Annotated in this window: 23 protein-coding genes; 4 read left to right on the plus strand and 19 right to left on the minus strand. The window is 74.8% G+C overall.

Annotated features, from left to right (window positions below):
* Positions 1-8: 8 nt before the first annotated feature.
* The 5 genes from PHY01_RS09905 to PHY01_RS09925 form a co-directional block, all read right to left on the minus strand.
* Positions 9-947 carry a quinone oxidoreductase family protein gene (locus tag PHY01_RS09905; protein WP_141278277.1) on the minus strand — a complete coding sequence of 313 codons (939 nt, stop codon included), beginning with the start codon at positions 945-947 and terminating at the stop codon, positions 9-11.
* Positions 947-1,804, minus strand: coding sequence for a dioxygenase family protein (locus tag PHY01_RS09910; protein WP_141278278.1), 858 nt, complete (start codon positions 1,802-1,804; stop codon positions 947-949). The genes PHY01_RS09905 and PHY01_RS09910 overlap by 1 nt, the downstream gene beginning before the upstream one ends.
* A 1-nt stretch (position 1,805) precedes the next feature.
* Positions 1,806-2,594: a citryl-CoA lyase gene (locus PHY01_RS09915; protein ID WP_141278279.1), complete on the minus strand. Its 789-nt coding sequence runs from the start codon at positions 2,592-2,594 to the stop codon at positions 1,806-1,808.
* Positions 2,587-3,741 (minus strand): CaiB/BaiF CoA transferase family protein, encoded by a 1,155-nt coding sequence (locus PHY01_RS09920; protein ID WP_141278280.1) that lies wholly within the window; start codon positions 3,739-3,741, stop codon positions 2,587-2,589. Before PHY01_RS09920 ends, PHY01_RS09915 begins: the two co-directional genes overlap by 8 nt.
* Positions 3,742-3,816: 75 nt before the next feature.
* Positions 3,817-4,617, minus strand: a complete 801-nt coding sequence (locus PHY01_RS09925) for an IclR family transcriptional regulator domain-containing protein (protein ID WP_141278281.1) — start codon at positions 4,615-4,617, stop codon at positions 3,817-3,819.
* Between the two features lie 182 nt (positions 4,618-4,799).
* On the opposite strand from PHY01_RS09925, the gene PHY01_RS09930 reads away from it, so the two are divergent.
* Positions 4,800-6,236, plus strand: coding sequence for an amidohydrolase family protein (locus PHY01_RS09930; RefSeq protein WP_141278282.1), 1,437 nt, complete (start codon positions 4,800-4,802; stop codon positions 6,234-6,236).
* A 14-nt stretch (positions 6,237-6,250) separates the two neighbouring features.
* On the opposite strand, the gene PHY01_RS09935 is transcribed toward PHY01_RS09930, so the two are convergent.
* Complete coding sequence (locus PHY01_RS09935; protein ID WP_141278283.1) at positions 6,251-6,523, minus strand: GlsB/YeaQ/YmgE family stress response membrane protein; 273 nt, start codon at positions 6,521-6,523, stop codon at positions 6,251-6,253.
* A 217-nt stretch (positions 6,524-6,740) separates the two neighbouring features.
* Between PHY01_RS09935 and PHY01_RS09940 the strand changes: the two genes are divergently transcribed.
* Complete coding sequence (locus PHY01_RS09940; RefSeq protein ID WP_141278284.1) at positions 6,741-7,757, plus strand: isopenicillin N synthase family dioxygenase; 1,017 nt, start codon at positions 6,741-6,743, stop codon at positions 7,755-7,757.
* 111 nt (positions 7,758-7,868) lie between these two features.
* Here PHY01_RS09940 and PHY01_RS09945 read toward each other — a convergent pair whose 3' ends face one another.
* The 6 genes from PHY01_RS09945 to PHY01_RS09970 are packed head-to-tail and all read right to left on the minus strand — an operon-like array spanning position 7,869 to position 14,373.
* Positions 7,869-8,834, minus strand: a complete 966-nt coding sequence (locus PHY01_RS09945; RefSeq protein ID WP_141278285.1) for a 5-oxoprolinase subunit C family protein — start codon at positions 8,832-8,834, stop codon at positions 7,869-7,871.
* On the minus strand, positions 8,831-9,706 hold the full coding sequence (locus PHY01_RS09950; protein ID WP_141278286.1) for a 5-oxoprolinase subunit B family protein: 876 nt from the start codon (positions 9,704-9,706) through the stop codon (positions 8,831-8,833). Before PHY01_RS09950 ends, PHY01_RS09945 begins: the two co-directional genes overlap by 4 nt.
* Positions 9,703-11,037, minus strand: coding sequence for an acetyl-CoA carboxylase biotin carboxylase subunit (locus PHY01_RS09955; RefSeq protein WP_141278287.1), 1,335 nt, complete (start codon positions 11,035-11,037; stop codon positions 9,703-9,705). Before PHY01_RS09955 ends, PHY01_RS09950 begins: the two co-directional genes overlap by 4 nt.
* Positions 11,034-11,279 carry an acetyl-CoA carboxylase gene (locus PHY01_RS09960; protein ID WP_141278288.1) on the minus strand — a complete coding sequence of 82 codons (246 nt, stop codon included), beginning with the start codon at positions 11,277-11,279 and terminating at the stop codon, positions 11,034-11,036. The genes PHY01_RS09955 and PHY01_RS09960 overlap by 4 nt, the downstream gene beginning before the upstream one ends.
* Positions 11,280-11,288: 9 nt before the next feature.
* Entirely contained in the window at positions 11,289-12,011 is a 723-nt protein-coding gene (locus PHY01_RS09965) for a LamB/YcsF family protein (RefSeq protein ID WP_141278289.1), read from the minus strand.
* A gap of 4 nt (positions 12,012-12,015) precedes the next feature.
* Positions 12,016-14,373, minus strand: coding sequence for a xanthine dehydrogenase family protein molybdopterin-binding subunit (locus PHY01_RS09970; protein WP_141278290.1), 2,358 nt, complete (start codon positions 14,371-14,373; stop codon positions 12,016-12,018).
* A 148-nt stretch (positions 14,374-14,521) separates the two neighbouring features.
* Between PHY01_RS09970 and PHY01_RS09975 the strand changes: the two genes are divergently transcribed.
* The gene (locus tag PHY01_RS09975) at positions 14,522-15,004 is read left to right on the plus strand and encodes a DnaJ family domain-containing protein (RefSeq protein WP_141278291.1); all 483 of its coding nucleotides are present in this window, start codon (positions 14,522-14,524) and stop codon (positions 15,002-15,004) included.
* A gap of 312 nt (positions 15,005-15,316) precedes the next feature.
* Here the strand turns inward: PHY01_RS09975 and PHY01_RS09980 are convergent, their stop codons facing one another.
* From PHY01_RS09980 to PHY01_RS09990, 3 genes are read right to left on the minus strand one after another with little or no spacing between them, the layout of a single operon-like run.
* Positions 15,317-15,754, minus strand: a complete 438-nt coding sequence (locus PHY01_RS09980) for a GlcG/HbpS family heme-binding protein (RefSeq protein ID WP_141278292.1) — start codon at positions 15,752-15,754, stop codon at positions 15,317-15,319.
* The gene (locus PHY01_RS09985; RefSeq protein ID WP_141278510.1) at positions 15,751-16,170 is read right to left on the minus strand and encodes a nitroreductase family deazaflavin-dependent oxidoreductase; all 420 of its coding nucleotides are present in this window, start codon (positions 16,168-16,170) and stop codon (positions 15,751-15,753) included. The genes PHY01_RS09980 and PHY01_RS09985 overlap by 4 nt, the downstream gene beginning before the upstream one ends.
* A 17-nt stretch (positions 16,171-16,187) precedes the next feature.
* Positions 16,188-16,886, minus strand: a complete 699-nt coding sequence (locus PHY01_RS09990) for a M50 family metallopeptidase (protein WP_141278293.1) — start codon at positions 16,884-16,886, stop codon at positions 16,188-16,190.
* A 61-nt stretch (positions 16,887-16,947) separates the two neighbouring features.
* On the opposite strand from PHY01_RS09990, the gene PHY01_RS09995 reads away from it, so the two are divergent.
* On the plus strand, positions 16,948-17,832 hold the full coding sequence (locus PHY01_RS09995; protein ID WP_141278294.1) for a helix-turn-helix domain-containing protein: 885 nt from the start codon (positions 16,948-16,950) through the stop codon (positions 17,830-17,832).
* Between the two features lie 134 nt (positions 17,833-17,966).
* Here PHY01_RS09995 and PHY01_RS10000 read toward each other — a convergent pair whose 3' ends face one another.
* The 4 genes from PHY01_RS10000 to PHY01_RS10015 form a co-directional block, all read right to left on the minus strand.
* On the minus strand, positions 17,967-18,602 hold the full coding sequence (locus tag PHY01_RS10000) for a LysE family translocator (RefSeq protein WP_141278295.1): 636 nt from the start codon (positions 18,600-18,602) through the stop codon (positions 17,967-17,969).
* A 4-nt stretch (positions 18,603-18,606) separates the two neighbouring features.
* Entirely contained in the window at positions 18,607-21,630 is a 3,024-nt protein-coding gene (locus PHY01_RS10005; protein ID WP_141278296.1) for a bifunctional [glutamine synthetase] adenylyltransferase/[glutamine synthetase]-adenylyl-L-tyrosine phosphorylase, read from the minus strand.
* Between the two features lie 47 nt (positions 21,631-21,677).
* A complete protein-coding gene (locus PHY01_RS10010; protein ID WP_141278297.1) occupies positions 21,678-22,766 on the minus strand; it encodes a glutamate-cysteine ligase family protein in 1,089 nt (362 codons plus the stop codon).
* A 66-nt stretch (positions 22,767-22,832) separates the two neighbouring features.
* Positions 22,833-24,248, minus strand: coding sequence for an RNB domain-containing ribonuclease (locus tag PHY01_RS10015; RefSeq protein WP_141278298.1), 1,416 nt, complete (start codon positions 24,246-24,248; stop codon positions 22,833-22,835).
* Between the last annotated feature and the right edge of the window lie 39 nt (positions 24,249-24,287).

Below are 24,287 nucleotides of genomic sequence, written 5' to 3' on the forward strand. Positions count from 1 at the left end.
CTCCGGGATCAGGGGACGAGCACGACGCGGCCCCGTGCGGAGCCGTCGCCCTGGCGGGTCCAGGCGTCGGCGGCGTCGGCGAGGGGCACGCGCTCGTGGCGGACGGTGAGCTCGCCCGCCGCGGCGAACCGGGCGACCGCCTGCACGGCGTCGCGACGGCGGTCGGGGTCGAGCGAGTTGTTGGTGTAGCCGAGCACGTCGAGCGAGCGGCTGCGCAGCGTCGCCGAGTCGACCTCGACGGCCGGTGCGGCCGAGCCCCCGAGGTTCACCAGCCGCCCGCCGGGGCGCAGCGTCGACAGCGCGGCGGCGGCCGGGGCGCCCGCCAGCGGGTCGATCACCAGGTCCGCCCCGTCGCCGGTGGCGGCCGCCAGGCGCGCGGCCACGTCGTCGCCGTCGAGGACGACGGTCGCGTCGGCGCCGTGCGCGCGGGCCCGCTCCAGCGCGTCGCCCGACCGGGCGCAGGCGACGACCCGCCCCGCCCCGGCGAGCCGGGCGAGCTGCACGGCCGCCTCGCCGACGACCCCGCCCGCCCCCAGCACGACCACCGTCTCCCCCGGCGCCAGCCGCCCGCGCCAGGTCAGGCACATCCAGGCCGCGACGGCGGACAGCCCCAGCGCGGCGACGAGCACCGGGTCGACGCCGGTCGGCAGCGCGACCACGTCGTCGGCGGTGACGCCCGCGCGCTGCGCCATGCTGCCGTCTCCGGGCGCCATGCCGGCCGGGGTCGCGAACCAGACCGGCGTGCCGTCGGCGAGCGCTCCCACGCCCTGCACCCCCGGGACGTAGGGCGTGGCGGGCGTCCCGAAGTACGACGTGCCGGTGGCGCAGAGCAGGTCGAGCGGGGTGATCGGCGCCGCGGTGACGTCGACGACGACCGCGCCCGCCGGCTCGGCCCGCTCCGCCACGACCGGCGACGAGCCCGGCGTGCGGATCTCCGCGGCCCGCATCAGCCCGGCTGGAGCACGAAGTCGTAGCGGGCCTCCAGCCACGGCACGTCGCTGCGGCCGCCGTCCGGCGTGGGGCCGGGCCCGCGCTCGTCGAACGCCACCACCAGCTCGGGCTTGGTGCCGAACACCACGTCGCTGTCGAGGTACTGCGCGCCGTCCTGGAACAGGTGCGTGATCAGCGGCTCGAAGCCGGGCACGGCGAGCAGGAAGTGCACGTGGGCGGGCCGGTAGTGACTGATCGCGGTCTGCGAGATCAGCTCGCCGACGGGGCCGTCCATCGGGATCGCGTAGCCCAGCGGCGCGATCGTGCGCAGGCAGTAGCTGCCGTCGGCGCGGGAGGTGTACTTCGCGCGCAGCCGGGCCTCGTCGACGGGCAGCTGGGCCTCGTAGGCGCCGTCGGAGTCGGCCTGCCACACGTCGAGCACCGCGCCGCCGACCGGCGAGCCGTCCAGCGACCGGACCTTGCCGTGGACGTAGAGCGGCGTGCCCGGCAGGCCCTGCGACATGTCCCCGCCGAACCCCAGCTCGGGCGAGCCGTCGATGTGGAACGGGCCGAGCACCGTCGCCGGGGTGGCGGCCGCGTCGAGGTCGTGGTTCATCTGCACGACCAGCATCGAGAGCCCGAGCACGTCGGAGGCCAGGATGAACTCCTCGCGCTTGTCGTCGCTGATCTGCCCGGTGGCGGTGAGCCACTGCACCGCGGCCATCCACTCGGCCTCGGTGAGCCGCACCTCGCGGGCGAAGTCGTGCAGGTGCCGGACCAGCGCCGTGAGGATCTCGCCGGTGCGCGGGTCCTTCGCGGTGCCCCAGCGGGAGACGGCCAGGTCGGTGATGGTGTCCTCGGTGACGGCGTCCATCTCAGCTTCCTCGGTAGGGGTCGGGGTCGACGGAGGTGTTGTTCAGGTCCACCGACAGGAAGATGTCGTTCCCGACGGGGTGGCGCAGCTCCTCGGCGAGCTGCCCGATCAGCCCGGCCGTGCGGGCCAGCAGCGCGAACCCGCGCAGCAGCTCCAGCGGCAGCCCGAGGTCGGCGAGCGCGGCGCCGCAGACGCCCGCGCCGTTGAGCGGCAGGGTCTTCCCCAGCACCTCGGGGTGCACGCGCCCGATCGCGGCGAACAGCGACAGGTGCGGGCCGTAGAGCCCCTCCTCGGCCGCGATGGCGAACAGCCGCGGGGTGCGCGGGTCGCCCTGCTTGTGCACGTGGTGGCCCAGGCCCGGCACGAACCGCTTCGCCGCCCGCTGCGCGCGCACGATCTCCAGCGCCAGCGCGTCCCAGCCCGCGTCGTCGACGGGATGCTCGGCGGGGAGGTGGGAGTGCAGGAACCGGCCGCAGTCCTCGGTGACGCCCAGGAACCGGGAGCCGCCGCCGAGCAGGCCCGCGGCGAGCGCGCCCTGCACGGAGTCCGGGGCGCTGAGGTAGGTCAGCCGGGTGACGATGGCGGTCGGGGTGAACCCGTGGTCGGCCAGCGCGGCCAGCACGGCCTCGAACACGCGCGTCTCGCCCGGCGTCGGGCGGCGCTGGGTGGCCAGCCAGAACGCCAGCTCGCCGAACCCGACGGTGCCCATGACGTCCTCGGCGAGGTCGTGGCCGAGCAGGGTGATCGTGTTCAGGGACGAGGCGCCGAGCGCGGTGGGGTACTCAGGCATCGGTGTCTCCCGGCGACGACAGCCACTTCCGCAGCTCCGCGCCGTGCTCGTCCAGCTCCGGCGGGGGCAGGCGGTAGGACGCCGGGGTGGCCGAGAAGCGGATCGGGTGCCGGGTCGTCGGCACCGCGCGGTCGCCCTCGCCCACCTCGACGACCGGGTCGAGCCCGAAGCGCTGCGCCATCGCGAACCCGCCGTCGATGCTCTGGATCGGCCCGCACGGCACCCCGACCGCGGTGAGCGCCTCGAACCAGTCGACGGCGCCGCGGGTGGCCAGGCGCTCCTCCAGCAGCGGCCGCAGCTCCTCGCGGTTGCGCGTCCGGTCGGCGTTGCGGGCGAAGCGCGGGTCGTCGGGCACCTCGGGGATGCCCAGCACCTCGCAGAGCCTGCGGAACTGCCCGTCGTTGGCCGCGGCGACGATCAGGTCGTCGTCGGCGGTGGGCAGCGGTTCGTAGGGGAAGACGCTGGGGTGCGCGTTGCCCATCCGCGTCGGCACCACCCCGCCCGCGACGTAGGCCGAGCTGTGGTTGACCAGGCCGGTGAGCGCCGAGGACAGCAGGTTGACCTCGACGTGCTGGCCCTCCCCCGTCGCGTCCCGGTGCCGCAGCGCGGCCAGGATGCCGATGACGGCGTGGTTGCCGGCCATCACGTCGAACACCGAGATGCCCGCGCGGTAGGCCGGTCCGTCCGGGGAGCCGGTGAGGCTCATCAGGCCCGAGATCGCCTGCACCATGAGGTCGTAGCCGGGCACGTGGGCGCCCGCGCCCGAGCCGAAGCCGGTGATCGAGGCGTACACGACCGCCGGGTTCACCGCGCTGACGCCGGCGTGGTCGAGCCCGTACTTCGCCAGCCCGCCCGGCTTGAAGTTCTCGATCACGACGTCGGCGCGGCGGGTCAGCTCGCGGGCCACGGCGGCGTCGGCCTCGTCACGCAGGTCGAGCGCGATCGACCGCTTCCCGCGGTTGATCCCGAGGTAGTAGGTGGAGGTCTCGCCGCGGACCGGCGGCATCCAGGTGCGCGTCTCGTCGCCCTGGGGACTCTCGACCTTGACGACCTCGGCCCCCATGTCGGCCAGCAGCATCGTGGCGTACGGCCCGGCGAGCACCCGGGAGAGGTCGGCGACCAGCACCCCCGCCAACGGTCCCGTCATGCACCCTCCTCGTCCGTTGAGCGGACATGTGTCCGATCGATCGTGAGTCTGCGCCGGGCCCCCGGTCCGGTCAAGTCAGGAGACCGCGACGTGCGGGACGTCCTGCACGCGTGCGAAGTCGGCGCTGATGTCGCCCGCCGCCTGCAGCAGCAGCGGGAGGTGGTGCTCGAGCAGGCGCTCCACCGGCGTCTCGGCCGCGTGGCAGTTGACGTTGACCCCGGCGATCACGCGCCCGGACCCGTCGCGCAGCGGGGCGGCGACGGAGCGGATGCCGAGCGCGAGCTGCTCGTCGGTGAGCGCCCAGCCGCGGGCCCGGACCTCGCGCAGCGCGGCGTCGCGCTCGGCGCGGTCGGGCTGCCAGCGCGGCACCAGCCCGGAGCGGGTCGGCTGCGCGAGCACGGCGTCGAGCTCGTCGGGGGCCAGCGCCGCGAGCTGCACCTTGCCCAGCGACGTCGACAGCGCCGGGAACCGGGTGCCGATCTGCACGGTCAGGGAGACGATCTTGGGCACCGAGACCCGGGCGACGTAGACGATGTCGGAGCCGTCGAGCTGGGCGATCGAGCACGACTCGCGGGTGCGCGCGACCAGCCGCTCCAGGTGCGGCCGGGCGACCTCCCACAGGCCCGTCGACCGCACGTAGGCGACACCGAGGTCGAGCACCCGCGGCGTCAGGGCGTACCCCCGCTCGCCCGCGCGCACGTAGCCGAGCTCCTCGAGCGTCAGCAGGATCCGCCGCGCGGTCGGCCGGGCGAGCCCGGTGGCCGTCGCGACCTCGGCGAGCGTCATCGACGGGTGGTGCGGGCGGAAGGCGGCGATGACCTCCAGCCCGCGGGCGAGGGCCTCGATGAAGTCCGGGCCGGTTCCCTCACGGGGCATGCGACACCTCCTGTGCAGCAGCGTAGCCTCCGCTGTCCGCGATGCGGACACCCTGCACCGGATCGGCGCAGCGCGGCGCCCGAATCGCCGATTGACACCGGAACGAGCCTGGGTGAAGGTGGCGATCAACGCAGAAGACCGTCATCCGGACACTCGTCCGCATGCACAGAGGAGTGCCGTCGATGAGCGACCCCACCGAGCGCCGCCCGGTCGTCCTGCGGGGCGGCACCGTGCTCACCGTCGACGCGGGCCGCACCGTGCTCACCGGCCACGACGTGCTCGCCGTCGACGGCCGGATCGCCGCGGTCGGCCCGGGCCTGGAGGTGCCCGCCGGCACCGAGGAGATCGACGCGGCCGGTGGCGTCGTCATGCCCGGCATGATCGACACCCACCGGCACATGTGGCAGACGGCCATGCGCGGCTACGGCGCCGACTGGACGCTCACGCAGTACTTCGTCTGGTACTACCTCGAGCACGGCCGGACCTTCCGGCCCGAGGACGTCCACGCGGGCAACGTGCTCGCCGCCTGGGAGGCCCTCGACGCGGGCGTCACCACCACCGTCGACTGGTCGCACGGGCTGCAGACCACCGACCACGCCGAGGCCGCCGTCGACGCGCTGCGGTCGGTGCCGGGCCGGTTCGTCCTGGCCTACGGCAACATCCAGGACGCCCCCGCGAACTGGACGGCGGCCCCGGAGTTCCGCGACTTCGTCGCCCGCCACAGCGGCGGCGACATGCTCGGTGTCCAGCTCGCGTTCGACGTCACCGGCGACCCGGCGTTCCCGGAGAAGCCCGCCTTCGAGGTGGCCCGCGAGCTGGGCCTGCCGGTCTCCACGCACGCGGGCGTCTGGGGCGCCACCAACGACGACGGCATCCGGCTCATGCACGACCACGGCTTCATGACCCCGGAGACGGTGTACGTGCACGCGGCCACGCTCTCGGCCGACTCCTACCACCGGATCGCCGCCACCGGCGGGTCGGTCTCGGTGTCGACCGAGAGCGAACAGAGCGCCGGGCAGGGCTACCCGCCCACCTGGGCGCTGCGCGCGCACGGCATCCCGGTGTCGCTGTCGATGGACACCAGCGTGTGGTGGAGCGGCGACCTGTTCTCCGCCATGCGCTCCACGCTGGGCGCCGACCGCTCCCGCGAGCACCTGGAGGCGCACGCGGCGGGCGAGACCGTCACCCACTCCTCACTGCGCGCCGACCAGGTGGTCGAGTGGGCCACCCGCGGCGGGGCGACGGCGCTGGGCCGCGAGTCGGAGCTGGGCAGCGTCGAGGTCGGCAAGAAGGCCGATCTCGTGCTGATCCGCAACGACCACTCCCCCGTGTCGTTCCCGCTGCTCAACCCGCACGGGCACGTCGCCTTCCAGGCCCAGCGCGCCGACGTCCACACCGTGCTGGTGGACGGGCGCGTCGTGAAGCGCGACGGCCGGCTCGTCGGCGCCGACCTGCCCGCTGTGCGCCGCAGCGTCGAGGCGACGGTGGAGCACCTGCGGTCCACGATGGGCGAGGACGCCTGGCGCCAGGGCATGAACCCCGACGTCCCGGAGACGAAGGTGCTGGACAACCCCTACACCTACACCGACTACCGGAGCGCCGGGACCCACGGCGGCTGATCCGTGCTGCCGGGCTATCTGTTCTGCTTGCGGCCGGTGACCCGGTTGTAGATCACCAGCACGATCACCGCGCCGATGATCGAGCCGATCCAGCCGGCGGGCTGGAAACCGCGGAACCCACCGGTGAGCAGCCCGAAGATCAGCCCGCCCAGCACCGACCCGACCACGCCGACGGCGATCGTGCGCGGGATGCCGATGTGGTCCTTGCCCGGCACGATCGCGCGCGCGATGAAGCCCGCGATCAGGCCGAAGACGACCCACCCGATGATGGTCCCGATGACTCCCATGTGCGCCGGCTCCTCCGTCGTGACAGCGGCACGTGATCACGTGCCGTGTCCGTTCTACCCGTTCCCGACCGGCCGGCGCATGCGACGGCCCCGGGGTCGGTGAGGACCCCGGGGCCGCGCAGGTGGCGCGTCCGCTCCCCAGCGACGCGCAAGTGGTTGCCGCAGGACCATTCGCTCGCCGTTGCCCGTTCGTTACACCGGCGGCCAGACTGGCGTGATGGCCGACCCGATCCCCGTCCTGTCGCTCGCCGGTGCGCGTGGCGCCGACGGCCGCTTCGACCCCGCCTTCCTCGACGGGCTCCGCGGTGCCCTGCACGAGGTGGGCTTCGCCCAGCTCACCGACTACGGTTCGGCGCCGGGCCAGGTCGAGGACCTCACGGCGCTGTGCGACCGGTTCTTCGCGCTGCCCGCGGCCGACCGGCTGGCCCTGGACAACCGACGGTCACCGCACTTCCGCGGCTACACCCGGCTCGGCCACGAGATCACCGCGGGGCACCCGGACGCCCGCGAGCAGCTCGACTTCGCCCCCGAACAGGCGCCGCGCCCCGCCGGATCGTGGGACGCGCCGTTCCGGTTGCTGGAGGGCCCGAACCAGTGGCCCGCGGCCCTGCCCGAGCTGCGGCCGGCGGTGCTCGCGTGGACCGACCTGCTCGGGCGCGTCGGCACCGAGCTGACCCGCGCGATCGCCGCCTGTCTCGGGCTCGCCGAGGACCACTTCGACCCGCAGTTCCGCGGCGGCCCGCACTGGTTCGGCAAGATCATCCGGTACGTCGGGGCCCACGGTGACCGGCAGGGGGTCGGCCCGCACGCCGACTGGGGCTTCCTCACCCTGCTGCTGCAGGACACGACGGGCGGGCTGCAGGCGCGCCTGCCGCGGACGCACGAGTGGGTGGACGTGCCGCCCCTGCCCGGGGCGCTCGTCGTCAACATCGGGGAGATGCTGGAGGTCGCCACCCACGGCTACCTCGCCGCCACCGTGCACCGGGTGCTGCCCTGCCCGCCGGGCGGCACCCGGCAGTCGGTCGGGTTCTTCTGGTCACCCCGGCTCGACGCCACGCTGGAGCCCGTCCCCCTGCCCCCCGAGCTCGCGGCCGAGGCGCCGGGCGTCACGGAGAGCGAGCACAACGCCCTGCTCCCCCGGTTCGGCGACAACGCCCTCAAGGGCTGGTTCCGGTCCCACCCCGAGGTGGCGGCGCGGCACCACGCGGAGCTCATGGAGGAGCTGGGCCGGTAGTGGTTTCGCGCGCGTTCCCGGGCTTCGCGCACGATCTCGGGCTTCGCGCGGCCCCGGAGGCGCGCGAGACCCGGGAACGCGCGCGAGACGCCCGCGCCCGGCGGCCGTCCGTCAGCCCAGCACCTCCCGCAGCCGCTCGTCACGGGCCCGGCGCTCGGCCCGCAGCGCGAGCGCGCCGTCGAGGTCGACCTCCACGAACCGGGTGCGGGTGCCGGGGGCGGACTGGGCGACCACGTCGAGGTCACCGGACAGCACCGTGGCCACCATCATGTAGCCGCCGCCGGAGACCGCGTCGCGGTGCAGCACGATCGGCTCCACGCTGCCCGGCACCTGGATGGAGCCGATCGGGTAGGGCGCGTCGACGATGTTGGACGGGTCCTGCCCGGCCCCGAACGGCGGCTCCCGGTCCACCGTCTCCAGCGTCGCGCCGGAGTAGCGGAACCCGATCCGGTCGGCCACGGGGGTGAGCTTCCAGGTGGTGTCGAGGAACGTGGCCCGGCCGTCGCGGGACAGGCGGTGGTCGTAGAGGCCCATCATCACCCGGACCTCGACGTCCTTGGAGTAGGTCGTGCGGAGGTCGGCGGGCACGCTGCGCCCCGCGGTGCCCGTGCCGGAGCCGACCGGCAGGACGTCGCCCTCGGCGAGCGGGCGCCCGGAGAACCCGCCCAGCGCGCCGAGACCGTAGGTGGAGCGGCTGCCCAGCACCACCGGCACGTCGACGCCGCCGGACACCGCGACGTAGGCGCGGGCGCCGCCGGTGAGGTAGGCGAACGACAGCACGTCACCGGCGTCGACGGCGAAGGACTCCCACTGCGGGCGCTCCTCGCCGTTGACCTTCGGCACCATGGCCGCGCCCGTCACCGCGACGACGGCGGCCTCGGTGAACAGCAGCTCGGGTCCCATGTAGACGCACTCCAGGACCGCGTCGCCCTCGGCGTTGCCGACGAGCAGGTTGGCCGCGCGTAGGGAGTACTGGTCGAGCGCGCCCGACGGCGGGATGCCCAGGTCGTAGTAGCCGGTGCGGCCGGCGTCCTGGACGGTGGTGGAGAGACCGGGCTTGCGCACCTCGATGGTCATGCGAGCACCTCCAGCAGGCGGGCGTTGTAGCCGTCGGGGTCGTCGAGGAACGGGGCCAGCGCGAACTCCACCGGCGCCTGCCGGATCCGGAACTCCTTCGCCTCCACCGAGGCGAGCAGGGTGTCGTACTCGTCGCGGTCGACGGGTCGGAACTTCACGATGTCACCGGGCCGGAAGAACACCATGAAGTCGGTGAAGTCCGGCAGCGACTGCGTGGGGTCGTAGATCGGGGCGGGGGTGATGCCGAACATCTGGTAGCCACCCGCGCCGCGCACGGAGTAGATGCAGGAGAAGCAGCCGCCGTAGCCGACCGTCTGCTTCGGGGTGTCGGTGCGCGGGCGCAGGTACTTCGGCACCACGATCTGCCGGTCGCGGGGCACCATCTGGTACTTGAACGGCAGTCCCGCGACGAACCCGACCATCGAGGTGAACCACGGCGACCCGGAGTGCGCGGCGATGAACTCGTCCTCGGAGCCGTACCCGTTGATCCGCGCGGCGTAGGAGATGTCGGTGCCGTCGGGGTCCTGGTGGCGGTCGCGGAACCGCATCAGGGTCTCGGTGGTCCACGGGTCGCGGTAGAGCACCGGGATCTCCAGGACGCGGGTGGGCAGCGCGACGTCGGTGGCGTCGCCGACCTGCTTCTCCAGGTCCTTCAGCTGCGCCATCAGCGCGTGCGGGTCGAGCACGTCGGGGTCGTAGCGCACCTGGTAGGACGCGTTGGCCGGGCAGATGTCGACCAGCCCGTCGGGGCGCTGCTCGCGCAGCGCGTTCGTGATCGCCATGGCCCGGAAGTTGGCCTGCAGGCTCATCTCCTCGGCGAGCTCGACGAAGACGAACTCGTCACCGCCCCAGCTGTAGCGCGCTTCCGTCATAGCCACTCCTCCAGCGTCCCGGTGTGGAACTCCCCCGCGGCGAACCACGGCTCGTCCAGCAGTGCCCGGTGCATCGACGTCGTCGTCGGCACCCCTTCGACCTCCAGCTCGGCCAGCGCGCGGCGCGAGCGGCGGATCGCCTCGTCGCGGTCGGCGCCCCAGACGATCACCTTGGCCAGCAGCGAGTCGTAGTACGGCGACACGGCCGAGTCGGACTCCAGCCAGGTGTCGCTGCGCACCCACGGCCCGGCCGGCAGGTGCACCCGCCCGACCTTCCCGGGCTGCGGCATGAAGCCCTTGTCCGGGTCCTCGGCGCAGATCCGGAACTCGATCGCGTGCCCGCGCGCGGCGATGTCGCCCTGCGCGAGCCGCAGCGGCTCCCCCGCGGCGATCCGCAGCTGCTCGGCCACCAGGTCGACGCCCGTGACCAGCTCGGTGGTCGGGTGCTCCACCTGGATGCGGGTGTTCATCTCGATGAAGAAGTACTCGCCGGTCTCGTCGTCGACGAGGAACTCGACGGTGCCCGCACTGCGGTAGCCGCACTCCTGCGCCAGCCGCACCGCGGCGGCGGTCATCGCCTCGCGCACCTGCGAGCCGATCCCGGGGGCGGTGGCCTCCTCCACGACCTTCTGCCTGCGGCGCTGCAGCGAGCACTCCCGCTCGAACAGGTGCACGGCGTCGGACCCGTCGCCCAGCACCTGCACCTCGACGTGCCGGGCCCGGCGGACGAACCGCTCCAGGTACATGCGGCCGTCGCCGAACGCGGTGGACGCCTCGCGCGAGGCCTGCGGGAACCCCTTCCGGAGCGCCGCCTCGTCCTCGACGACGCGGATCCCGCGCCCACCACCGCCCGCGGCGGCCTTGAGCATCACCGGGTAGCCGACCTCGTCCGCGGCCGCGACGGCCGCGTCGACGTCCTCGACACCGCCCGCCGTACCCGGCACGGTCGGGACGCCGGCGTCGCGCGCCACCTCCCGTGCGGCGACCTTGTCGCCCATCCGTTCGATCGTGGCGGCGTCCGGGCCGACGAAGGTGAGCCCGGCGTCGGCGACGGCCGCCGCGAACGACGCCCGCTCGGAGAGGAACCCGTAGCCGGGGTGCACGGCGTCGGCGCCGGCGTCCTTCGCCGCCGCGACCAGCGTGTCGACGACGAGGTAGCTCTTCGTCGCCTGCGACGGCCCGATGTGCACGACGTGGTCGGCGAGGCGCACGTGCGGCGCGTCGACGTCGGCGTCGCTGTGCACGGCCACGGTCTCGATGCCCAGGTCGCGGGCGGCGCGGACGATCCGGACGGCGATCTCGCCGCGGTTGGCGACGAGCAGACGCCTCATCCGGCCTCGATCACCGCGAGGACCTGCCCGGCGTCGACCTCGTCCTCGTTCTCGACGAGGAACTCCACGACCGTGCCCGCCTCCCCGGCCGGCACCTCGTGGAAGGACTTCATCACCTCGACCAGCCCGACGGTGTCGTCGGCGGCGACGGTCTGGCCGGCGTCGGTGAACAGGGGGCTGTCGGGGTCGGGGCGGCGGTAGAAGACACCGGGGATGGGCGAGACGACCTCGTGGCGGGCCATGCAGGACTCCTAGGACATGTGGGGGGCGAGTGCGGACCGGACGGCCGTGGCCAGCTCGACCGCGTTGGGGGTGTCGGAATGCACGCAGACGCAGTCGGCGCGGACCGGGATCTCCGTGCCGTCGACGGCCGTGGCGACGCCGTCGGTGACCGCCCGCACCGCCCGCTCGGCGGAGCGCTGCGGGTCGAAGGCCTCGTGCTTCCGGGTGATGATCAGCGAACCGTCGGGGCGGTAGTCGAGATCGGCGTAGTACTCGGAGATGAAACCGGCGTCCCGGGAGCCCCAGACCTGCTCGTGCACGGTGCCGGCCATGCCCATCAGCGGCACGCCGAACACGTCGGCGGCGTCGGCGATCGCGCCCGCCACCTCCTCGTCGCGCGCGGCCATGCCGTAGAGCGAGCCGTGCGCCTTGACGTGGTTGAGCTCCATGCCCTCCGAGCGCAGGAACGCCGCCAGCGCCCCCACCTGGTAGAGCACGGCCGCGGTCAGCTCGTCGCGGTCCATCTTCATCTCGCGGCGGCCGAAGCCCTCGCGGTCGGGCAGCGACGGGTGCGCGCCCACCCGCACCCCGTTGGCCTTGGCCAGCTTCACCGTGGAGGCCATCACCGTCGGGTCCGACGCGTGGAACCCGCAGGCCACGTTGGCCAGCGTGATCAGCGGCATGAGGCCCTCGTCGTCGCCGCAGCGGTAGATCGAGAACGCCTCGCCCATGTCGCAGTTGATGTCGACCATCGCCCTATCCCCTGGCCTCCCGGATCGCGCGCCACACCCGCTGCGGCGTCGTCGGCATGTCGAGGTGCGTCACCCCGAGGTGGGCCACCGCGTCGATCACGGCGTTGACCACCGCGGGTGACGAACCGATCGCCCCCGACTCCCCGATGCCCTTGACGCCCATCGGGTTCGTCGGCGACGGCGTGACCGTAGCGCCGAGCTCGATGTGCGGCAGGTCGGAGGCGGCGGCGAACTGGTAGTCGGCCAGCGTGGCGGTCGTGGGGTTGCCCTCGGCGTCGAACGTGGCCTCCTCGAACATGGCCTGCCCGATGCCCTGCGCGATGCCCCCGTGCAGCTGCCCGGCCACGATCTCGGGGTTGACGACGTGCCCGCAGTCGTCGACGGCGACGAACCGGCGGATCGTCGAGAACCCGGTCTCGGTGTCGACCTCCATCATGCAGATGTGGGTGCCGAAGGGCCAGGTGAAGTTGGGCGGGTCGAACGTGTTGTCCGCCGAGAGCAGCGGTTCCATGCCCTCGGGCAGGTTGTCGGCCAGGTAGGCGGCCATCGCCACCTCCTGGATCGTCACGCCCGCCTCGGTGCCGCCGACGGAGAACCGGCCGTTCTCGAAGGTCAGGTCGTCCTCGGAGGCCTCCAGCAGGTGCGCGGCGATCGCCCGCGCCTTGTCGACGACCTTGTGCGCGGCCAGGTGCACCGACACGCCCCCGACGGGCAGGCTGCGCGAGCCGTAGGTGTCCCGCCCGAAGGGGGCGACCGCGGTGTCGGAGTGCAGCACCTCGACGTCGTCGGGGTGCACGCCCAGCGCGTCGGCGGCGATCTGCGACCACGCCGTCTCGTGGCCCTGCCCGTGCGGCGACGTGCCCGTCACGACCTCGACCTTGCCGCTGACCAGCATCCGGACCGTCGCGGCCTCCCAGCCGCCGCTCTGCAGCCGCACGCCGGCCGCCACCTTCGACGGCGAGAGCCCGCCGCTCTCGGTGAAGTTGCCGATGCCGATGCCGAGCTGGACGACGTCGCCGGACTCGCGGCGCTGCTTCTGCTCGGCGCGCACGGCGTCGTAGTCGACCAGGCGCATCGCCTCGCGCATGCACGGCTCGTAGTCGCCGGAGTCGTACATGACCCCGGACGGGACGGTGCGGTTGTCCAGGAACTTCGGGTGCAGGTTGATCAGCCGGACCTCGGCGGCGTCCATGCCCAGCTCGCGCGCCAGGTCGTCCATGATCCGCTCGTGGGCGTAGGCCGCCTCGGAGCGCCCGGCGCCGCGGTAGGCGTCGGTGGGGGTGAGGTTGGTGAACACGCCCTTGCAGTCGAAGGAGTACGACCCGAAGTCGTAGAGCCCGCAGTAGGTGAACGCCCCGAACACCGCGATGCCCGGCGTGAGCAGCTGCAGGTAGGCGCCCATGTCGGCGAGCAGCTCCACCTTCATCCCGAGGATCTTGCCCTCGCTCGTTGCGGCCACCGCCATCTTCTGCACCTGGCCGCGGCCGTGGGTGGTGGCGACGTGGTGGTCCGAGCGGGTCTCGGTCCACTTGACCGGCTTCTTCAGCCGCCGGGCCAGCGCGAGGGCCAGCGCCTCCTCGGCGTAGACGTTGAGCTTGGCGCCGAACCCGCCGCCGACGTCGGGCGCGATCACGCGCAGCTTGGAGTCGGGGATGCCGACGACCATCGCGCCGATGTCACGCAGGAAGTGCGGCACCTGGGTGGAGGAGTAGATCGTGAAGCCGCCGCCCACCGGGTCGGGGTTGACGAGCACCGCGCGCGGCTCCATCGGCGAGGGCAGCACCCGCTGCTGCAGGTACCGCCCCTCCACGACGACGTCGGCCTGCGCGAACGCCGCGTCGACGTCGCCGGTGGCCAGCGGCCAGGTGTAGCAGTGGTTGGTGCCCAGTCCCTCGTGGACCAGCGGCGCACCCGGCTCCAGCGCGGCCTCGACGTCGAACACGGCGGGCAGCGCCTCGTACTCGACCTCGATCAGCCCGATCGCATCCTCCGCCGTCGCCGCGTCGGTGGCCAGCACGACCGCCACCCCGTCGCCGACGTGGTTGACCTCGTCGACGGCCAGCGGCGGGTGGTCGGGGATCTTGATGTCCTCGGTGACCGGCCAGCCGCAGGGCAGCCCGATGGCGAACTCGGAGGCGAGGTCGGCGCCGGAGAACGCGGCCACGACACCCGGGAGCGCCAGCGCGGCCGTGAGGTCGACCCCGGTGATCCGGGCGTGCGCGAGCGGGCTGCGCAGCACGGCGAGGTGCAGCGCTCCGGGGATCGCGATCCCGTCGGTGAACGTGCCCTGACCGGTGATCAGTGCGGCGTCCTCGCGCCGGGGGATGCTCTGTCCGACGAACTTCTCGGCTGTCGCGGTCACGTGTGCGGCTCCCTCGGACGAGGCGGCGGGCGGAGGCGGTGCGGGATGGTCCCCGACGCTAGACCCGTCGGGCCGAAGTCCGGAATAGTCCGATCAGTCGGAAGATCACCCCGTGCGTGGCGGGGACCGCGCCGCTACCGTCGAGGAGGTGACGTCGGGGGACGGAGCACCGCAGCCGTACGAGTCGGCCGTCGACCGGGCCGTGCGCGAGGCCGCGGAGCGGGGCGCGTTCGACGACCTTCCGGGCCGCGGCAAGCCGCTGCCGCACCTCGAGGACACCTCGGAGGACTGGTGGCTGCGCGGCTACCTCGACCGCGAGGGCATCTCCCGGGAGCTGCTGCTGCCGCCGTCGGTGCAGCTGCGCAAGGAGCTCGACCGGCTGCCCGCCACGCTCGACGCGCTGCGCACCGAGGCCGAGGTGCGCGCGCACGTGCGGGAGGTGAACCGCCGGGTCGTCGAGCACCTGCGCTTCCCCAGCGGCCCCCGGGTCCCGGTCCACCGGGTCGACGTCGACGAGGCCGTGGCGGGGTGGGCCGCACGCCGTGCCCCCGCGACGCCCGAACCACCCGGCACCGCCGACGCCCCCGCGGACCCGCCGCGGCGCCGTTGGTGGCCGTGGCGCCGCCGCTGACCGCTCCCCCACCTCCCACGCGCACCCTCGCGGCCCGCGCGCACGCTCGATGGTGCGCGCGGGGGCGGGCGGTGCGCGCGGGGCCGGACGGGCAGCGGGACCGGACGTGCACCTGGACCGGACGTGCGCGGGGGGCCTGGACGTGCCCCGCGCGCACCTTCGTACCCCCACGCGCTCCCTCGACGATGCGCGCGGGGCCGGACAGTGCGCGCGGGGCCGGACGGTGCGCGCGGACCGAACGTGCGACCGGGACCGGACCGCGCCCGGACACGCAATGCGCGGGCCGGTCGACCCGTGGACCGGCCGGGCGGGTCAGTCCTCCGCGCCGGTACGGGCGACGAGCCCGGCCGCCGCGATGCCGGCCAGCGCGGCCGCCTCGTCGCTGGACGAGGCGTCGCCGGTGACCCCGACGGCGCCGAGCAGGGCGCCGTCCGTGTCGTGCACGAACACGCCTCCGGGCGCCGCCACGACCTTGCCACCGGTGAGGGTCGCAAGGGTGGTGAAGAAGTCGGAGTCGTCGGCGACGCGGGCGGAGATCGCGCGGTTGGTCATGCCCAGGGCGAGCACGCCGGACGCCTTGGCCGTGGCCAGGTCGGGGCGCAGGAACCCGGAGCCGTCCTGGCGACCGAGCGCCACGAGCGCCCCGCCCGGGTCGAGCACCGCCACCGTCAGCGGCTTGAAACCCGCCTCGGTGCCGTGCGCGAGCGCGGCGTCGACGATGGTGCGGGCCTGGTCGAGAGTGATCGTCACGCGGCGGAGTCTAGGCGCGCGAGCAGGATCAGGGGGATCGTGCGGTCGGTCTTGCGCTCGTACTCGGCGAAACCGGGGTTCTTGGCCTTGATCGCCTCCCAGACCTCCGTGCGCTCGTCACCGACGATCTCGGTGGCGTCGACGGGGAAGGTCTCGGTGCCCACCTCGACCGCGAGCCGCGGGTTGGCCTTGACGTTGTGGTACCAGTCGGGGTTGGTCGGCGCGCCCGCCTTCGACGCGACGATGACCGTGCGGCCCTCACCCTGCGGGAAGTGCACCAGCGGCGTCACCCGCTCGGTGCCGCTGCGGGCCCCGACGTGGTGCACCAGGATCATGTCCGCGCCCTCGAACGGGCCGCCGACCCGGCCCTCGTTGGCCCGGAACTCCTCGATGATCTTCGCGTTCCAGTCGTTCATGTCGCTCACGCCGTCCCTCATCCCAGTAGTACCCACGCCGCGGTGATCACCGCCACGCCGGAGATCAACCAGAACAGCCCGGCCCACATTCCGCCCGCGACGCCCGTCAGCCGGGCGAGCATGTCGGCGTCGGAGGCGCCGCGGCGGCCGCGCCCGCGGCTGCGCTGCAGCTCCCGCACCGCCCGCAGGCCCCCCAGCAGCAGGAACCAGACCAGCGCGGCGGCGAACCCGTCCTGCAGCCGCGGCGAGCCGCCGAACGCGACGCCCGCGACCAGCGCCCCGGTCGCCACCACGGAGACCACCCCGAAGAGGTTGCGGACGTGCACGAGCGTGGCCGCGAGCAGCACCAGCGCGATCCACAGCGCCCACTCGGCGCGGTCGGCGGCCACCAGGACCGCCCCACCCAGCCCGAGCAGCCCCGGCGCCGGGTAGCCGCCCAGGAACGTGAGGACCAGGCCGGGCCCGGCGGGCGCGCCGGTGGACACGGTGAGCCCGGAGGTGTCGGCGTGCAGCCGGATGCCGGTCAGCCCCCGCCCGGCCAGCACCGCGACGATCGCGTGGCCGCCCTCGTGCGCGATCGTCACGACCGTCCGCGTCCAGCGCCACGACGTCGACCACGAGACCGCGACCACCGCCAGCACCAGCGCGAGGAGCTCGGACCGGCGCTCGTCGAGCAGCCGCGTGAGGACCGCGCCGGCCTGGTCGATCAGCTCCATGCGGCCATCCTGCCGAATCGGGTTTGACCCTCCACCGGGTGGAGGGTCCAGGCTCACCGGCATGACGAAGCTGACCATCGGGCAGCTCGCCGCCCGGTCGGGCGTGCCCGTGCGCACGATCCGGTTCTGGTCCGACGAGGGCGTGCTGCCCGAGACCGACCGGTCCGGCGGCGGCTACCGCCGCTACGACGCCCACGCCGTCGCCCGCCTCGACCTGGTCCGGACGCTGCGCGAGCTGGGCATGGGCCTCGACGAGGTGCGGCTGGTGCTGGAGCACCGCCGCAGCGTCGAGGACGTGGCCGCCGCGCACGTCGCCGCCATCGACGACCGCATCCGCGTCCTGCGGACCCAGCGCGCCGTGTGCACGCTGCTCGCCCGCGGGACCCCCTCACCCCGGAAGGCCGCCCTGATGAACGACCTCGCCCGCCTCTCCGCCGCGCAGCGCCGCCGGATGATCGACGAGTTCGTCGACGCCGCGTTCGCCGGCACCGACCCCGGCTCCCCCGGCGCCGGCATCGCCGACGCGATGCGGACCCTGCCCGCCGAGCTGCCCGACGACCCCAGCACCGAGCAGGTGGAGGCGTGGGTGGAGCTCGCCGAGCTGGTCGGCGACCCCGCGTTCCTGGCCCGGGTGCGCGAGATGACGGTCGCGGGCGCCGCCGCCGACCGGCCGGAGGCCGTCGCGCCCGCGCTGGTCGCCGAGCACGCCGGGGCCGCGCTGGCCGCCGGCATCGCCCCGGACTCGCCGCAGGCGCGCGCCGTCGTCGACGAGATCGTGCCGCCCGGCTCCGACCGGGCCGCGCTGGCTGCGGTGATCGACACCTTCGCGGACCGCCGCGTCGAGCGCTACTGGACGCTGCTCGGGATCCTCAACGGCTGGGAGCCCTTCCCGCCGACGGTCCCGGCCCACGAGTGGCTGGCCGCGGCCCTGCGCGCCCACCCCTGACCCCGCCACCTCAGCGAGTCCCCCGATTCCCGCCCCCGAGTTCGGGTCCGGGAACGGGGACTCGCGAACGGGAAACCGGGGACTCGCGGACGGGAAACGGGGGACTCGCGAGCGGGAAACGGGGGACTCGCGGGTCAGGACCGGCGACCGGTGAGCACCAGGCCCACGCCCATCGCCACCATCGTGATCCCCCCGGCCCCGCCGAGGACGCGCAGCCGGGACGGGGAGGTGGCGAACCAGTTCCGGGCCGTGCCGGCGGCGAGGCCCCACAGCGCGTCGAGCCCGGCGGCGAGCACCGCGAACAGCAGGCCGAGCACGAGCATCTGCGTGGTGGGGTCCCCCGCCCGGGCGTCGACGAACTGCGGGAGCACCGCGGCGAAGAAGACCAGCACCTTGGGGTTGGTGGCACCCACGACCACGCCCTGCCAGTAGAGCCTGCGGTCCAGCGTGCCCGGTGCCCCGCCCAGTGCCGCGGCCAGGTCGCCGCGGTGCCGGAAGGTCTGCACGCCCAGGTACACCAGGTAGGCCGCGCCGAGCAGCTTGAGCACGGTGAACACCGTGGCCGACCGCGCCGCCACCGCCCCGAACCCCAGCGCCACCAGCACGACGACGAGCGCGGCACCGGTGGTGTTGCCCGCGACGCTGGTCAGCGCGGCCCGGCGGCCGTGGGCCAGCGCCCGGCCGACGATGAACAGCACGCTCGGGCCGGGGATCGCGACGAGCACGATCCCCGCGAGGACGAAGGTCAGCAGGGTCTGCGCGGACGGCACGGCGTCACCAGCCGTAGAAGACCCGCTCGACGACCGCCCGCGTGCGCCGGGTGACGCGGCGGTAGTCGTCGAGGAACACCCCGGAGTCCCCGGACGGCGGGTACCCCAGCGCCGCGGCGACGGCGGCGAGCTCGCGGCCCGAGCGCGGGAGCTGGTCGCCGGGCTTGCCGCGAACCAGCATCACGGCGTTGCGCGCGCGGGTCGCCATCGTCCAGCCCGCGGTGAGCTCGGAGACGTCCTCGGCGCTGAGCAGGCCCGCCTCCCCCGCCTCGCGCAGCCCCTCCAGCGTGGAGGTGGTCCGCAGCTCGGGCAGGTCGCCCGCGTGCTGGAGCTGCAGCAGCTGCACCGTCCACTCGACGTCGGCGAGCCCGCCCAGCCCGAGCTTGGTGTGCAGGCTGCGGTCGGCCCCGCGCGGGAGCCGTTCGGCGTCGACGCGGGACTTGATGCGCCGGATCTCGGTGACCGCGGCGTCGGACAGCCCGTCGGCCGGGTACCGGATGGGGTCGACCAGCTCGACGAACCGGCGCCCCAGCCCGGCGTCACCGGCGATCGGGCGGGCGCGCAGCAGCGCCTGCGCCTCCCACTGCTCCGACCAGCGCGCGTAGTAGGCGGCGTAGGAGGCCAGCGTGCGCACCAGCGGCCCCGAGCGGCCCTCGGGCCGCAGGTCGGCGTCGACGACCAGCGCCGGGTCCGGGCTGGGCGCACCGAGCCGGCGACGGACGGTCTCGGCGACGGTCGTGGCGTACTTGACGGCCTCCTGGTCGGTGACGCCCTCGACCGGCTCGCAGACGAACAGCACGTCGGCGTCGCTGCCGTACCCCAGCTCCGCGCCGCCCAGGCGCCCCATCCCGATGACCGAGATCCGCGCGGGCGGCCGGGCCGCGCCCATCGCCCGCTGCACCGAGGCCAGCGTCGCCTCCAGCACCGCGACCCACACGCTCGACAGCGCGGCGCAGACCTGCTCGGTGTTGAGCACCCCGAGCAGGTCGGCGCAGGCGACGCGGAGCATCTCGTGGCGGCGGGTGGAGCGGGCCGTGGCGGCCGCGGTGTCGGGGTCGTTCTGCCGGGCCACCGTGGCGCGCAGCGACGCGGCCACCTCCGCCGGGTCGCGGGTCAGCTCGTCGCCCTGGCCCGGTGCGGGCGCGGCGAGCATCCGCAGCACCTCCGGGGCCCGCACCAGCAGGTCCGGGACCAGCGCGGAGGTGCCCAGCAGCTTCATCAGCCGGGTGACGACCAGCCCCTCGTCGCGCAGCAGGCGCAGGTACCACGGGGTGGCGGCGAGCGCCTCGGACACGCGACGGTAGGCGAGCAGGCCGCGGTCGGGGTCGGGGCTGCCGGAGAGCTCCTCGAGCAGCACCGGCAGCAGCGTCTGCTGGATCGACGCCGCGCGCGACACCCCGGCGGTGAGCGCCCGCAGGTGCCCCAGCGCACCCTCCGGCGACGCCCAGCCCAGCGCCGCGAGCCGCGCCTTCGCCGCGGGCTCGGACAGCCGCGCGGTGTCGGCGGGCAGCCGCGACACCGCCGTCAGCAGGGGGCGGTAGAACAGCTTCTCGTGCAGCCTGCGCACGCGGCGCGCGTTGCGCGTCCACTCCGCGAGCAGCACGCCGACGACGTCGCGGCGCCCGTCGGGGCGCAGCCGCGCGGCGCGGGCCAGCCACCGCAGCCCGGCGGTGTCGTCCTCGGCCGGCAGTAGGTGGGTGCGGCGCAGCTTCTGCAGCTGCAGCCGGTGCTCGAGCAGGCGCAGGAAGCGGTAGGAGGCGGCGAGGTTGGCGCCGTCCTCGCGGGCGACGTAGCCGCCGTCGGCCAGCGCCGCCAGCGCGTCGAGCGTGGTGGGCGAGCGCAGGGCCTCGTCGGTGCGGCCGTGCACGAGCTGGAGCAGCTGCACCGCGAACTCGACGTCGCGCAGCCCGCCGCGGCCCAGCTTGAGCTCGCGCTCGGCGATCTCGGGCTTGACGTGGTCCTCCACGCGGCGGCGCATCGCCTGCACGTCGGCGACGAAGTCGTCGCGCTCCGCGGCGTTCCACACCATCGGGGCGACGGCGTCGAGGTAGGCCGCGCCCAGCTCCGGGTCGCCCGCGATCGGGCGGGCCTTGAGCAGCGCCTGGAACTCCCAGGTCTTGGCCCAGCGGCGGTAGTAGGACACGTGCCCGTCGAGGGTGCGGACGAGCTCGCCGTTGCGGCCCTCCGGGCGCAGGTTGGCGTCGACCTCGAAGCAGGCCTCCCCCGCGACCCGCATCATCCGGGCCGCGAGCTTCGACGCGCGCGCATCGGCGGGTTCGGCGACGAACACGACGTCGACGTCGCTGACGTAGTTCAGCTCCCGCCCGCCGCACTTGCCCATCGCGATGACGGCCAGGCGCCCCTCGCCGGCGTCCCCGCGGGTGGGGAACGCCTCGGCCGCGGCGACGGCGATGGCCGCCTGCAGCGCGGCGGCCGCGAGGTCGGACAGGTGCGCGGCGACCTCGTCGACCTCCAGCACCGCCAGGTCGGGCTCGCCCACGGCCGCGAGGTCGGCGGAGGCGAGCACCAGCAGCTCGTCACGGTAGGCCGTGCGCAGCGCCTCGACCGCGGCGGCCCCGGTCAGCGTGGCCCGCCCGCCCTCCGCGGCGCCCGCCGGCGGCACGTCGGGATCGGCGCCGACGGCGGTGAGCAGGGCCGCCGGGTACCCGGCCGGGTCGGGTGCGGCGCCGCCGCGCAGCCGGTGCCAGCGGTCGGGGTGGGTGATGAGGTGGTCGCCCAGGGCCGTGGAGCTGCCGAGGACCCCGAACAGGCGCCCGCGCAGCGCGGGGTCCTCGCGCAGGGCGGCGTCGAAGGCGGGTCGGTCGGTGAGCGCGGCGACCAGCCGCTCGGCCGAGCGCAGCGCGAGGTCGGGGTCGGGGCTGCGCGCCAGCGACCACATCACCGGCTCGGCGCCGGCCACCGGCCGGTCGCCCGCCCACCACCCCAGCTCGACGAGGGTGGCCTCGGCCCACGGCTCGGTGAGCCCGAGCCGTGCGAGCGAGGTCCCGGTGCGCGTCACGGACCTGATCCTGCCTCACCGCGGCGCGGCCCGCCCCGCCCCCGCGCGGCGGGACCTCAGGACGGGCGCCGCAGCCCGACCACCGGCTCGCCCGCGTCGTACCGGGCCAGCAGGTCGGTCGCCGGGCACCAGTGGCGCTCCCAGCGCTCCCGCAGCGACGCCAGCCGGTCGAGGTCCTCCGCCCGGCCCGCCAGCGCGTTCGCGGCCGCGGTGAGCAGCGCGCCGGTGCCGGCGTGCACCTCGTCGTCGGCCAGCCCGGCGCGGGCGACGTGGCGGTGCGCGTCGGCGTCGGGGGTGGTGCGGCGGCCGGGGAGGGTGTCGTCCAGGGCGAGGCCGGTGAGCAGGCTGAGCAGCTCGCCGTAGAGCTCGGGGTCGGGGCAGGCGTCGAAGGCCTTGAACTCGATCCGGCCCACCTCCGCGGGCAGGCGTGCCACCTGCGTCAGCGACGGGTCGCTCGGGACGTGCCCGCGCTCGGAGGCCAGGAACACCAGCACCGCGGGTCGCGCCCCGGTGCGCAGGTGGGTGCGCGCGGACAGCCCGCCCCACGGCGCGCCGTCGCGGAACGGCGAGGAGAACGACAGCGGCACCAGCCACGGGCTGTAGTGGGTGAGCTTGCGGCCCACGTCGACGGGGTCGGGCAGGGCGTCGCAGGACAGGTTGAGATCGGGACCGTAGGTGAGCATGTGCAGGTGCGCGGTGCGCTCCTCGGGCGAGCCCTGCCGGTGCTTCTCCTCCCACGCATTGAGCGGGGGCTCGATCACGTAGTCCGAGCGCAGCGGGTTGAACGCGACGACGCAGGTGCGCAGGTCGGTGTGCGACAGCGCGTCGTCGAGCGCCTCCTGGTCGAGCCTCAGCGCGTCGACGGCGTCGCGGACCGAGTCGTGGATGCGGGTGCGGATCTCCAGGCCCTTGGGGTCGCAGCGGACCAGCGCGCCGTCGTCGTCGAAGCGTTCGTAGCCCTCGACGTACCAGCGCTTGCGCTTGATCCCCTGGTCGCCGATCCGCAGGCCCGGGTAGTCGGCGGCGTCCTCGGGCAGCGCGTCGACGACGTCCTGCAGCTCCTGGAACCCCACGTCGGTGAAGTCGGCGAAGCGGCCGTCGGTGCGCAGCAGCGCCACCTCGTGCTCGATGCCGTAGCGGAACACGTGCGGACCTCCGGATCCCGGCGGGACCCGTCGTCCGCCGCCGGTGAGGGTACCCTCAGTGACCGGTCAACCACGCACGGCCGTGAACACGATGCGCCCGGTGGCGGGGTCGGCCTCCGCGAGCCGGACGGTCGCGGTGCCGCCCGCGGCCAGCGGCCCCTCGCAGCGCGCCAGCACCGGCGGGTCGACGAGGTACACCTCGCCGGGCGGGCCGTCCGCCTCGGCCGGTCGCAGCACGACGACCTCGAAGTCCTGCCCGACCCGTCCGGCCAGCAGCGCGGCCTCGGTGCGGTCGACGCACGCGCGGTCGACCGCCGCGGCCGTCGCGTCCGAGGCGCCCATGACCTCCGGCAGCGTCGGCAGCACCGCCCGCAGCCCGGAGGGCGGCTGCTCCCCCGCGGCGAGCGCGAGGCAGACCTCGGCGCCGAACCGGTCGACGAGGCGCCGCAGCGGCGCCGTGACGTGCGCGTACGGCGCCCCGATCCCGCCGTGGCCGGAGTCCGCGGGCGGGGCGACGCCGTCGCCGAACGCGGTGTAGCCGGCACCGCGCAGCAACGTGGTGGCCGCCCGGCGCAGGGCCAGCGCGGGGGCACCGTCCGGCAGCCCGGCCAGCAGGGCCGCGACCGCGTGCACGGTCGGCTCCACGGCGAAGCCCAGGCCGTCCGCCGTGCGCGCGAACTCCTCCAGCGCGCCCGGCTCCGGCGCGGGCAGCGTCCGCAGCAGCCCGATCCCGCCGCGCAGCATCATCGCGCCGGCCGCCATGCCCGTGAGCAGGGAGATCTCCGCGTTCCACGCCTCGACGTCCAGGCGCCTGCGCACCCGGACGGTCCATCCGCCGTCGCCGTCGGGCAGGACCTCCTGCTCGGGCAGCTCCAGCTCGATCGCCCCCCGCGCCACGGCGAGCCCGCGGCGCAACCGCCCCAGCTCGGGCAGCGCGGCGATCGCCGGGTGGACGTCCCCGCCGTCGACGTCGGCCTGCACGCCTGCGTAGTCCAGCCGCGCCGCGGAGCGGACGACGGCGCGCCGCACGTCGACCGAGGTGACCTCGCCGGCGGCGTCGAGGCCGATGGTCCACAGCACCGCGGCGCGCGGCCCGTCGGGCAGCAGGCTCGCGGCGCCCTCGGACAGGACGGTCGGGTGCAGCGGCACCGACCCGTCGGGCAGGTAGACGGTCTGGCCGCGGCGCAGCACCTCGGTGTCGAGGGCGCCGCCGGGCTCCACCACCGCGCCGAGGTCGGCGATCGCGTAGTGCACGCGGAAGCCGTCGCCGTCGCGGGAGACGCCGACGGCCTGGTCGAGGTCCTTGGACCCGGGCGGGTCGATGGTGACCAGCGGCAGGTCGGTCGCGTCGAGCCGGCCGGGTGACGGGGGGCGCGCCGCGGCCCGTGCGGCCTCGGCGAGCACCTCGGGCGGGAACTCCGCCGGGAGGTCGAACTCGGCGCGGACGGCGGCGAAGTCGGGACGGGTGGCACGGTCGGGCACCCGCGCAGCCTGCCACGGGCCCCTCACGGACGCGGGACG

The sequence above is a fragment of the Pseudonocardia hydrocarbonoxydans genome, assembly GCF_006539565.1.
Classification (GTDB): domain Bacteria; phylum Actinomycetota; class Actinomycetes; order Mycobacteriales; family Pseudonocardiaceae; genus Pseudonocardia; species Pseudonocardia hydrocarbonoxydans.